This is a genomic window from Frankia sp. CcMO1 (assembly GCF_977945845.1).
In genome coordinates, this window is sequence record NZ_CDWTMG010000132.1 from 5,006 (window position 1) to 13,385 (window position 8,380).

An 8,380-nucleotide genomic window follows, 5' to 3' on the forward strand; every position below is an offset into this window, starting at 1 on the left:
CCTTACGATGGGACCGGACCCGATTCTTCTGGAGTATGCACGCGCAGGTGTACGCGCGTGCGCATGCGCGTACACACGTCACACATCATCACCGCGCCACCATTTCCCGTGATCTGGGTGCAACAACCCATCACCCGGGAGAGAATGGTCAGCCCCTGGTGGCCTGTTGTTGCGCGTTCGCGTAGACAAGCTGAAGTAGGTCGGAGCCGGTGACCACCGTGAAGACGGATGCGGCGAGCCGCGTCGGCCGAGGCACGACGACCAGGCCGAAGACGAAGCCGGTGGCCACCCACTGCGCGGTGCAGAACGGGCAGGTGAGTAGCTCACCCACGCTGTGCCGGGCCGGGGGGTGCTCGCGGACCTCCTCGGCGAGTTCCGCCGGTCCCGCGGTGCCGCGGAAGCGGGTGAAGGGGGCGCGCAGCGGGCTTGTCACCGGGTCCTTGGCGAGAATGCGGCTCAGCTTGTGCGTGGCGATCGTGACGAGAATCAGGTCGGGGACCGCGAACCGCTCGGGCAGGACCGCACCGGACACCCGGCCGATCAGCCCGAGAGCCGCGCACAACCCGCTATACGCCGACAGGGTGGCGAGATAGCCGCGCAGCGGGCGGGGCTCGTCGCCCGCGTACTCGCTCTGTTCCTGGCGCGCCGTGTTGGTCAGGCGGGCCAGCACACCGGTTTTCGGGGTATGCGTCATGTCGGATGCCTGCCCACCGTCTCCGACGGTAACTAGGCGGAGCACGCCCCGCCGGCCGCCGCCACGGCGGGCCCGGCGGAGGCCACCGGGTGCCACCGCCCGGGTCCGCGCGGCAGGAGGAACGGTCATGCTCTCGTCGGCAGGCCCGGACGAGTTTGCCGCAGCTTTCAGGGTTGCCGCAGCTTTCGGGGTCGTCGACCGGGTTTCGTTCGGGTCTCGTTCAGGACTCCGGCGCCGCGTCCCCGTGGCCGTTCGCGCTGGCACGCCGAGTGGTCGTGTTGAACATGCGGGTGAGGTACTCGGTGCGCAGGACGCCGCGGCCGTCGGCTCCGATATAGCCGACGTCACGGGTGAGATAGCCCTCGGGGTAGGTGTAGCCGGCGGCGGTGACCTCGCCGTTGCGGGTCCACCAGGCTTTGCGCTGGGTGTGGCAGCGGTCGCAGGCGTGGATGACGTGGTAGGCGCGGGCCTCACGGTCCCAGGTGGCGCTGTGGGGCTGCCAGCGATGTCCCATGGTGCGGCATTCCACGAAGCTCACAGGCAGCTCGTGCGCCCAGGACTCGATGCTGCGACGGGGGGGACTGCTCGGCCATCAGGGTGTTGGCCCCTTTCCGGGGAGACGGTGCGCGGGACGGGAACGACGAACGTAACGGTGGGAGAAAGCCGACGGTCTCCTGGAGTGATCCTGCCATCCGGACCTGGTGTGGGTCTCTTCGGTGGGCATGCTGGCGCGCCCCCTGTGACCAGGGTGGATCGGCAACGGACGGCCCACTGTAGTGGGTACGGAGGCAGCGTTGTCGTGCACGCGATTCACGATGCCGCCTGCTTCACTGCAACCATCGACACTTTCGGTGAACGGCCTGCCGTCGTGCGGTGCGCGGGACTGGGCCTTGAGGCCGAGGTGGATGTGCACGGCTTCCAGCACGCTCACCCGGCCATGGCCGCCGATGGCGAGCACGACAGGCCGATGATCATCTTCTTGCCTGTGGGTGCCCCCGCGGTAGTGGCATGCAATCGTGGAAGAGTGCAGGCACATCGGCCCATGGGCGGTCACGGGGGCGCGAGCCGGACCGTGGTGCTGGTGTGCCAGGGGCGGGCCGTTGCGCACGGGCGCATCGCCATCGACCGGTTCGACGATCCGACAGCAATGATGTTCCTGCGCGCCGACGAACGGGGCGTTGTCGAGTGGGTGCGCGGCGGTGTCCCGCCGCGGGGGTGGGGGCGCGGCTCGAGTTCGAGATGGTGCGGGCCTGCGGTGAGGTGATGGTGCCGCGTACCGTCGCCATCGACGAGGCCCTCCGGGAGGCCGTCGGCGGGGCCGAGGGTGAGGCCGTCGGCGATCGGGGGGTGCGGCGGGCGGAGCAACTGGTGGTTCTCGGCGCGGGCCTGGACGGGCGGCCCTGGCGGATGCCGGAGCTCGCCGCCGTCGCCGTATTCGAGGTCGATCATCCGGCGTCCCAGCGGGACAAGCTCGACCGGCTCGGAGACGCGGATCGGCCCGGGGAGGCGGGGCCGCCGGGAACGACACCGCGTTCCGGAACGACACCGCGCTTTGTGCCGGTGGACTTCAGCCGCGACGACCTCGATGCGGCCCTGACGTCGGTAGGGCATCGGCCGACGGTGCCGACGGTCTGGATCTGGGAGGGTGTCGTGCCCTACCTCACCCGGGGCCAAGTCGCCGCCACGACCCGGGTCGTCGCGGGGCGCTCGACCCCGGGAAGCCGCCTGATCGTTCACTACCACACGCCGACGCTCTCGGCGCTTCTCGGCCGGCTGGCGGCACGGGTGCTAACCATCGTGTCACGGCGCCCCGATCCCCTGGCCCGCGAACCCAACCGCTCGGCATGGACCCCCGCCGCGATGCGTCGGATGCTTGCCGCCCACGGCTTCACCGTCCGCCGCGACGACGACCTGCTCACGCTCGCCCGATGGCTGGCGGTGCCGGTCCGGCACCGCCAGCCGCTGCGCAACGGCCACGTCGTCGTGGCCGACCTCCTCGTGGCCGACCCCGACATGGTCTAACCCGACATGGTCTGGCGCCACCTCGCGCGCTCCGCTCACACGGACCGATCCGCCCGTCACCCTGATCCGCCCGTTACCCGATCTACTTACAGTACGTAGTTCCCTCGTGGGTTTCGGTTGGGGTTGACCGGGGATGATGCCCATGGCACCCGTGCGGGAAACCCGACGAGACCGCACTCGGCGATCGTGGCGACCGACCGGCAAGACACTGCGGACCGTACACCGGTCGGTCGTCTCCGCGGTCGGTCACCTGCCGTCCCGGGGTACCGGGCGCCCGGTGGGCAAGGGGAGCATCCAGGCGCTGATCGGACCGGAGGAGGCAGGTCACCGGGGCAAGTCACCGGAGGAGGTGGGGAGGGGTCGGGTCAGAGCCGGTTGCGTAGCAGCTGCTTGCCCTCCTCGGCGCCCTTGCGGCTCTCGTTTTGCGCCCGGCGGAACAGGCTCGCCAGTTCTTGGTCGCCGTCGCGCTCGGCGTCGCCGATGTAGGTCTCCAGCCGCAGCGCGTTGCTCAGGCACCTCTCCGTGAACCACAGCAGGTCGTACTGGGCGTCCTTCGTGCCGGTGACGTTCCCGGTCTCGGCTGTCGTGGTCATTTGATCGGCTCCCTTCATCGGGGTCTGCGGATACGCATCCTTCGGAGTACCAGTTCCCGCACGGGCCGCTCTTACCCATCTGTCCGTCCGTGTCCGTCTGTCCGTCTGTCCGTCCGTGCCGCCGGAGAAACCGAACGGCGGCATCGAGGCGACAGTCCGGACCGACAGTCCGGACCGCGGAGAAGGGCGAAACCCACGAGGTCCGGGCCGCGCTGATTCAGCTGGCCGGGTCGGCGGATCGGCGTCCGGGCAGGTACCAGACCGCGAGGCCGATCAGGACGGCGACCGCGGTGATGACCGCGCCGCCCAGGAAGGCGCGCGCGGCGCCCGTGGCGACGCCGTCCGCGCCGGTGAACAGGGTCAGCAGGACGGCGAGGCCGAGGGACCCGCCGACCGACAACGCGGACTGGAGCACGGCGGAGGTGACACCGACATCCTCGGGAGCGGTCTGCGACAGGACGATGAGGTTGAGCGGCACCACGGCCGCCCCGGCGCCCGCGCCCAGCAGGATGATCGGGGCGAGGACGTCGACGGCGTAGCGGCTGCCGGCGTCGAGCAGGCTGAGCCAGAGCATCGCCAGGATGATCACGGTGAAGCCGATGAGGGCCAGCGCCCGCGGGTTCAGGTGGGCGAGGATCCTGGGCACGGATCGGGCGGTCAGCAGCAGGGACACGCCGAACGGCAGGAACGCGAGCCCCGTGACGAGCGGCTCCAGGTCGAGGACCCGCTGGAGGAACTGGGTCAGGAAGAACAGGAAGCTCGTCAGCACGAACGCCATCAGCAGCAGGTCGACGAACGCGCCCGCCCGGCCCGGTGGGTGAGCACCCGCAGGGGGAGCAGGGGCGATGCCGCCGGCGACTCCCGCAGCGTGAAGCCCGCCAGGACCACCACACCGCCCGCCAGACCCGCGACGGCTCCCGAGTCGGCGGCCCGCACGAAGCCGAACACCAGGGCCGTCATGCCGAGCACCGACAGGACCGCCCCCGCGAGGTCCAGGGCCGGCCGATTGGCCGCCCGAGGAGCGGGGGCACCACCCGGGCGGCGAGCACCGCGACGGCGAGGCCGATCGGAGCGTTGATCAGCAGCGTCCCCCGCCAGTTCGTGAGGTCGGTGAGGATCCCCCCGAGCACCATGCCGGCGGACGCCGCGAGCCCCGTCACCGTCGAGTAGACGGCGAACGCCCGTTGCTGGCGCACCCCGCTGAAGGTCGTCGCGAGCAGCGCGAGCCCCGCGGGGCCGGCCAGCGCCGCCCCGCCGCCCTGCAGGACACGGCCGGTGAGCAGCAGGCCCACGCCCGGTGCGAGTCCCGCGAGCAGGGACGCGGCGGCGAGCAGGCTGGTGCCCGCGATGAAGGTGGTGCGGTGGCCGAGTATGTCGCCGAGCCGGCGGACAGGCCCAGATCCGTCTGAAGATCGAGTAGCGCGACGGTGACGATCGTGCCGTCGAGCTGAAGCATGAACTCGGCGCCGACGATCGCCGCGAGGACGAGGCCGAGCACTCCCGGGGTGTTCTGCTCCAGTGCTGGCTGTTGATCCTGGAATGCCAGCTCAGCGATGAGGGCTGGGCGTTGCAGCGGTTGCTGTACGCCGAGGCCCCCACATGCCCGACCTGTACGACGAGGTGGTGTCGCTCGGGGGCAGCCGGTCGTGAACGCCTTGGCCGGACGGCTCGCGCGGCTGGCGAACCGCGGGCATCTCGACGTCGATGATCCCGAGAGCGCCGCGAGCCAGTTCATGTCGCTCGTTGCCGGAGACCTCCCGGCGTTGTCGGCGCTGGGCACCCGGCCCATCCGCCCGGTCGACCTCGACGACGCCGTACGCATGGGCGTGCGGACCTTCCTGCGGGCCTTCGCGACCCGCCGGCACGCGCGACCCGCCCGCTCGCGTCCGCTGCTCGCGGCGAGCCACCCGCCGCCCGGTCCTCTCCCTGTCGACTAACCGGCGGGGTTATCTGGGTTATCTGGGTTATCTGGGCTGTCTGGGCCGGTGGGGTCGGCTGCGACGTCCTGCTTCGTGAAACGGTTGGGGGGGATCGGCAGACCGAGGGACTCACGGAAGGTTCCGCCGGTGTACTCGCGCTGGGTCAGCCCGCGTTCCTGCAGGATCGGGACCACCAGCTCGACGAAGGCCTCCAGACCGCGTGGCATCGCCTCCAGAAGCATGAAACCGTCCGTGGCTCCGGATGTGAACCATTCCTGCATGCGGTCGGCGATCTGCTCGGGCGTCCCGATGAACTCCCCGCGGGGGGTCACCGCCTCCAGCGCGACCTGGCGCAAGGTCAGCCCCCGTTCCCGGGCCATCTGCTTGATCCGACGGGTGCTGTCCTGGAAGCCGTCGTTGCCGATCTCACCCAGCTCGGGGAAGGGGGCGTCCAGGTCGTAGCCGCCGAAGTCGTGCTGACCGAAGATGAGGGAGAGATAGCGCAGCGCCTCGTCGGTGTTGACCAGGCCGGCCACCTCCTGGTAAAGGCGTTCGGCCGCCGCTTCGGTCGGGGCGACGAACACGGTGACCGCGATGAACAGCAGGGGCACACCCGTCGGCCGGCCTGAAAGATCATCAGGTAGCCCTGCGGCGGCCGTTCGATGTTCAGCGGTCCCCGCACGGAGAAGTACTCCCCGCGGCGGTCGAGGGTGTGCAGCCGCGCACGGTCGAAGAACACCCCCGACTCCTTGTCTCGGAGCAGGGCGCCGTCCTCCCAGGAGTCCCACAGGCCACGGGCCGCGATCCGGTAGCACGTGTCGTGTTCGGGGTGCTCCTCCTCGGAGCGGCTGAAGTTCAGCGCGGTTCCCGCCGGCGCGGAGGTCACGATGTTGATCCCGGCCCGGCCGGCGCTGATGTGGTCGACGGTGGCGAGTTGGCGGGCGATGACGAACGGCTCGCTGTAGGAGGTGGAGATCGTGCCGACCAGGCCGATGTGGCTGCTCGCCGCGGCGAGCGCGCCGAGCAGTGCGACCGGTTCGAACTGCGCCAGGTACTGCGGGGTGGACTCCGCGGTGACGTAGAGGGTGTCGGTGATGAAGACGAGGTCGAAGCGGCCGTTCTCGGCGGTGCGGATCCATCGCCGGTAGAGGTCGAAGTCGATGGCCCCGTCCGCCGGCACGTCGGGGTGGCGCCAGCCGGCGACGGTGCCGCCGACGCCGTGCAGTAACGCCCCGAGCCGCAGCCGACCCTTCCTCGCCGAGCCGTCCGGCGCCGTGTCGTCGCTCGCCAGGTCCTTCCCTTCTGGTGCATACGCTTGTGGTGCGTAACCGGTTCTCCTAATACGTAACCGGTACGTAACCGGCCGGGATGTCGGCCAGCCGGACGCCTTCGAGGCGGGGCAAGATAGCCGGTCAGGCCCGTGCCAGGTGGTGCGTGCCGGGAATCAGCCGGGCAGGTTCAGCGTCCCGCATCGCGGTGCTATCCGCGGCCTCGTCGGGAACGGCCGGGCGTCGGTGGCGCGCGGGAACGCCGCCGCCCATGGCACCGCCTCCCCCCGGGTGATCCGTCATGATCCGTCGTCTATGACACCGTACCGGTGTGGTGCTCCGTTTTGTAAGACCTCGGGGTATCACCGGTCGTCGGCCCGGACTGAACCCGCAGGCCATCGGTCATGATCGAGAGTAGGGGCCGGGCGTGGCCCGCCCGCTCCGGCGCCTGTTCCCGGATCCAGCCGATAGCGGTCACGAGAGAGATCACCTCCTCGATCCGCACGTCCGACCGGACGTCGCCGGCCCGCTGGGCCCGGACGAGGAGTGCCAGCGTCGCCTGCTCGAGGGAGTGGCAGGACGCGTGCAGCTCCGTCTCCTCGTCGCGCACCATGGTGAGCAGCCTGGCGGCCACCCCCCGGTAGGTCGCGATGTGTGCGATCAGTTTGTCAAGCCAGCCGAACAGTGCCGCGCCCGCGTCCGGGGCGTCCAGCAGCCGGTCCACCTCGTCGAGTAGCGCGGCGGCCCGGTCCTGCAGCAGCGCCTCGAGCAGCGCGTCCCGGTTGGGGAAGTGCCGGAAGAGCGTGCCGATCCCGACCCCCGCCTGCCTGGTGACCTCGTTGAGGGAGATGTCCCTGTCGCTGCCGGCGAAGGCGTCCCGGGCCACCTCGAGGATCCGCTCGCGGTTGCGGCGCGCGTGCGAGCGCATCGGCCGGTCCGCCGTCTTCACGCTGCTGGCCATGTGCACCTCCGGGGGCTCGGCCGTACACTCCTTCGAGCCTACGGAAGCCTGGTCGTCACGAGGGGCGTGCCGGTGGTCAGCGGCGCGCGACGGTGCCGAGCGCGACGGCGCAGAGCCGTTCCCCGTCCCCGTACCCGCCGCGGTCGAAGACCTCGCAGCGCACGGTGACCAGGGTGGAACCGGCATGGACGACCTCGGCGCGGGCGATGAGCTCGTCGCCCCGCGCCCCCCGGATATAATTGATCTTCATCTCGGAGGTCAGGACGGCGTCCCCCGCGATGCTGCCGGCGGCGAAGGTGAGGGCCGTGTCGGCGGCGTAGCTCAGCGCCCCGCCGTGCTGCTGGCGCAGATGATCTCCGAGTGGGATGGTCAGCTCGGCCACCCCTGCCTCGAAGCGGCTGAGTCGGGCGCCGAGCAGCCGACTGAAGGGCTGGGCGGCGAGTAGCTCGCGGGCCACGGCGATGTCGGGCGTCATCGGCTCTCCAGGAAGGTGTGCCTACCGGCGGGGTGCCTACCAAGCAGTGTGGGCCTTGGGAGGTTCGTGGGTCGTCAGGGACTGGGCGCGGGTGGCGGAGGGGTGACGACACGATTGGTAGTGGTCTCGGCGGCGGACTGATGATCTGGGCCGTGGCCGGCTGCGGTCGGCTGAGCCACTGGTTTCGCCTCGCTGCTCGCCTGAATCCGGTGCGAAGCGATGGCTATCCGCTGGGCGTGGTGTGTAGGAGGTCGGCGGTATGTCGTGAATAGGGGTTGCGGCGGGGTTTTCGTGGGTCTTCGAAGTTAACCGGGGTGGGCGTGAGACCCCAGCCAGTTTGGTAACTGTGCGTAATGTTGGCTCGGCGTGGCCTGCTGTGACCTGATGTGGCACGCTTCGATACGTGCCATGAATCGCCCACAACCCATGGCGATCTTCGTTGTTCCTG

Annotated in this window: 12 protein-coding genes and 1 pseudogene; 2 read left to right on the top strand and 11 right to left on the bottom strand. The window is 70.2% G+C overall.

What is annotated here, in order from left to right; all coding sequences use genetic code 11:
• Positions 1 to 148: 148 nt before the first annotated feature.
• Both AC08OU_RS15675 and AC08OU_RS15680 read right to left on the bottom strand, forming a co-directional pair.
• Complete coding sequence (locus tag AC08OU_RS15675) at positions 149 to 823, bottom strand: DUF1360 domain-containing protein (RefSeq protein ID WP_476600786.1); 675 nt, start codon at positions 821 to 823, stop codon at positions 149 to 151.
• A 91-nt stretch (positions 824 to 914) separates the two neighbouring features.
• Positions 915 to 1,232, bottom strand: a complete 318-nt coding sequence (locus AC08OU_RS15680; protein ID WP_476600788.1) for a hypothetical protein — start codon at positions 1,230 to 1,232, stop codon at positions 915 to 917.
• 647 nt (positions 1,233 to 1,879) lie between these two features.
• On the opposite strand from AC08OU_RS15680, the gene AC08OU_RS15685 reads away from it, so the two are divergent.
• The gene (locus AC08OU_RS15685; protein ID WP_476605209.1) at positions 1,880 to 2,716 is read left to right on the top strand and encodes a class I SAM-dependent methyltransferase; all 837 of its coding nucleotides are present in this window, start codon (positions 1,880 to 1,882) and stop codon (positions 2,714 to 2,716) included.
• A 365-nt stretch (positions 2,717 to 3,081) separates the two neighbouring features.
• On the opposite strand, the gene AC08OU_RS15690 is transcribed toward AC08OU_RS15685, so the two are convergent.
• From AC08OU_RS15690 to AC08OU_RS15705, 4 genes are all read right to left on the bottom strand, one after another.
• The gene (locus AC08OU_RS15690; RefSeq protein WP_476600792.1) at positions 3,082 to 3,309 is read right to left on the bottom strand and encodes a hypothetical protein; all 228 of its coding nucleotides are present in this window, start codon (positions 3,307 to 3,309) and stop codon (positions 3,082 to 3,084) included.
• A 217-nt stretch (positions 3,310 to 3,526) separates the two neighbouring features.
• The gene (locus tag AC08OU_RS15695; protein WP_476600794.1) at positions 3,527 to 4,087 is read right to left on the bottom strand and encodes an MFS transporter; all 561 of its coding nucleotides are present in this window, start codon (positions 4,085 to 4,087) and stop codon (positions 3,527 to 3,529) included.
• Positions 4,087 to 4,269, bottom strand: coding sequence for a hypothetical protein (locus tag AC08OU_RS15700; protein ID WP_462186916.1), 183 nt, complete (start codon positions 4,267 to 4,269; stop codon positions 4,087 to 4,089). The genes AC08OU_RS15695 and AC08OU_RS15700 overlap by 1 nt, the downstream gene beginning before the upstream one ends.
• Positions 4,266 to 4,850 (bottom strand): MFS transporter, encoded by a 585-nt coding sequence (locus AC08OU_RS15705; RefSeq protein ID WP_462186928.1) that lies wholly within the window; start codon positions 4,848 to 4,850, stop codon positions 4,266 to 4,268. The genes AC08OU_RS15700 and AC08OU_RS15705 overlap by 4 nt, the downstream gene beginning before the upstream one ends.
• A 105-nt stretch (positions 4,851 to 4,955) precedes the next feature.
• Between AC08OU_RS15705 and AC08OU_RS15710 the strand changes: the two genes are divergently transcribed.
• Positions 4,956 to 5,246, top strand: a complete 291-nt coding sequence (locus AC08OU_RS15710; RefSeq protein WP_462186917.1) for a TetR/AcrR family transcriptional regulator C-terminal domain-containing protein — start codon at positions 4,956 to 4,958, stop codon at positions 5,244 to 5,246.
• Here AC08OU_RS15710 and AC08OU_RS15715 read toward each other — a convergent pair.
• The 5 genes and pseudogenes from AC08OU_RS15715 to AC08OU_RS15735 all read right to left on the bottom strand — a co-directional run bounded on the left by AC08OU_RS15715 (position 5,243) and on the right by AC08OU_RS15735 (position 7,932).
• The gene (locus tag AC08OU_RS15715) at positions 5,243 to 5,839 is read right to left on the bottom strand and encodes an LLM class oxidoreductase (protein ID WP_476600802.1); all 597 of its coding nucleotides are present in this window, start codon (positions 5,837 to 5,839) and stop codon (positions 5,243 to 5,245) included. The two genes, AC08OU_RS15710 and AC08OU_RS15715, sit on opposite strands and share 4 nt — an antisense overlap.
• A gap of 92 nt (positions 5,840 to 5,931) precedes the next feature.
• Positions 5,932 to 6,408: pseudogene (locus AC08OU_RS15720) on the bottom strand (LLM class flavin-dependent oxidoreductase); the annotation flags it as partial.
• Between the two features lie 232 nt (positions 6,409 to 6,640).
• On the bottom strand, positions 6,641 to 6,799 hold the full coding sequence (locus tag AC08OU_RS15725) for a hypothetical protein (protein ID WP_476600798.1): 159 nt from the start codon (positions 6,797 to 6,799) through the stop codon (positions 6,641 to 6,643).
• Between the two features lie 10 nt (positions 6,800 to 6,809).
• Positions 6,810 to 7,457, bottom strand: coding sequence for a TetR/AcrR family transcriptional regulator (locus AC08OU_RS15730; RefSeq protein WP_462186921.1), 648 nt, complete (start codon positions 7,455 to 7,457; stop codon positions 6,810 to 6,812).
• 76 nt (positions 7,458 to 7,533) lie between these two features.
• Complete coding sequence (locus tag AC08OU_RS15735) at positions 7,534 to 7,932, bottom strand: PaaI family thioesterase (protein ID WP_476600800.1); 399 nt, start codon at positions 7,930 to 7,932, stop codon at positions 7,534 to 7,536.
• Positions 7,933 to 8,380: the final 448 nt, after the last annotated feature.

Coding starts and splice junctions, on each gene's coding strand:
- AC08OU_RS15735 (WP_476600800.1), bottom strand. CDS start 7,932: ATGACGCCCGACATCGCCGTGGCCCGCGAGCTACTCGCCGCCCAGCCC.
- AC08OU_RS15695 (WP_476600794.1), bottom strand. CDS start 4,087: ATGGCGTTCGTGCTGACGAGCTTCCTGTTCTTCCTGACCCAGTTCCTC.
- AC08OU_RS15690 (WP_476600792.1), bottom strand. CDS start 3,309: ATGACCACGACAGCCGAGACCGGGAACGTCACCGGCACGAAGGACGCC.
- AC08OU_RS15725 (WP_476600798.1), bottom strand. CDS start 6,799: ATGACGGATCACCCGGGGGGAGGCGGTGCCATGGGCGGCGGCGTTCCC.
- AC08OU_RS15675 (WP_476600786.1), bottom strand. CDS start 823: ATGACCGTTCCTCCTGCCGCGCGGACCCGGGCGGTGGCACCCGGTGGC.
- AC08OU_RS15700 (WP_462186916.1), bottom strand. CDS start 4,269: ATGACGGCCCTGGTGTTCGGCTTCGTGCGGGCCGCCGACTCGGGAGCC.
- AC08OU_RS15730 (WP_462186921.1), bottom strand. CDS start 7,457: ATGGCCAGCAGCGTGAAGACGGCGGACCGGCCGATGCGCTCGCACGCG.